The following is a 506-nucleotide window of genomic DNA, read 5'->3' on the forward strand; positions in this document are numbered from 1 at the left end:
GGCCTTGAGGAGTTCGTTTTCCCTCAATACGCGTTTGAGCTGCTTCTTATCTCCTGCGTTCAATCGCGGATCCTCCCAACTTGAACCTGCCGCAGCCGGCAGCTCACCGGATTCCCGGGCACACGCCCATTCCCGAATAGACGCAGCTTTGATCCCAACGGCCCTGGCCAGTGCAGCCTTGGAACCTAGCTCAAAACACTTCTCGTGCTCATCCAGAATCGCGTTTTTCTCGTCAACAGTGAAGCGACGATTGGAATGGCGGACAGGATCAACAAAATCCATCAAAGACCTTCCCCGCCCCGAGTGCCCCGTCCGGTATAGACACAAACCTGTCACACAAGCGCCTGACACACAGGGGGTCCGGGCCGGTCCTGCGGGGAAGGGCCGGTCATGGGAAGCCGCAGCGCAGCAGCTCGGCGTCTGCCATGGCATTGATAGCTCCCAGGGTGGCGGGCGCACTTCCCGCCGAAGACGCGCAGAAGCTCCGGCAGGCGCTCGACGGCGCC

The 506-nt window shown here is 61.1% G+C and carries 1 protein-coding gene; it reads right to left on the reverse strand.

Annotated features, from left to right (window positions below):
• On the reverse strand, positions 1-282 hold a 282-nt coding region (locus JYA52_RS00105), incomplete at its 3' end, for a transposase (protein WP_504739499.1).
• Positions 283-506: the final 224 nt, after the last annotated feature.

Source organism: Arthrobacter pascens (assembly GCF_017052465.1).
In the GTDB taxonomy this organism is placed as follows: Bacteria; Actinomycetota; Actinomycetes; order Actinomycetales; family Micrococcaceae; genus Arthrobacter; species Arthrobacter pascens.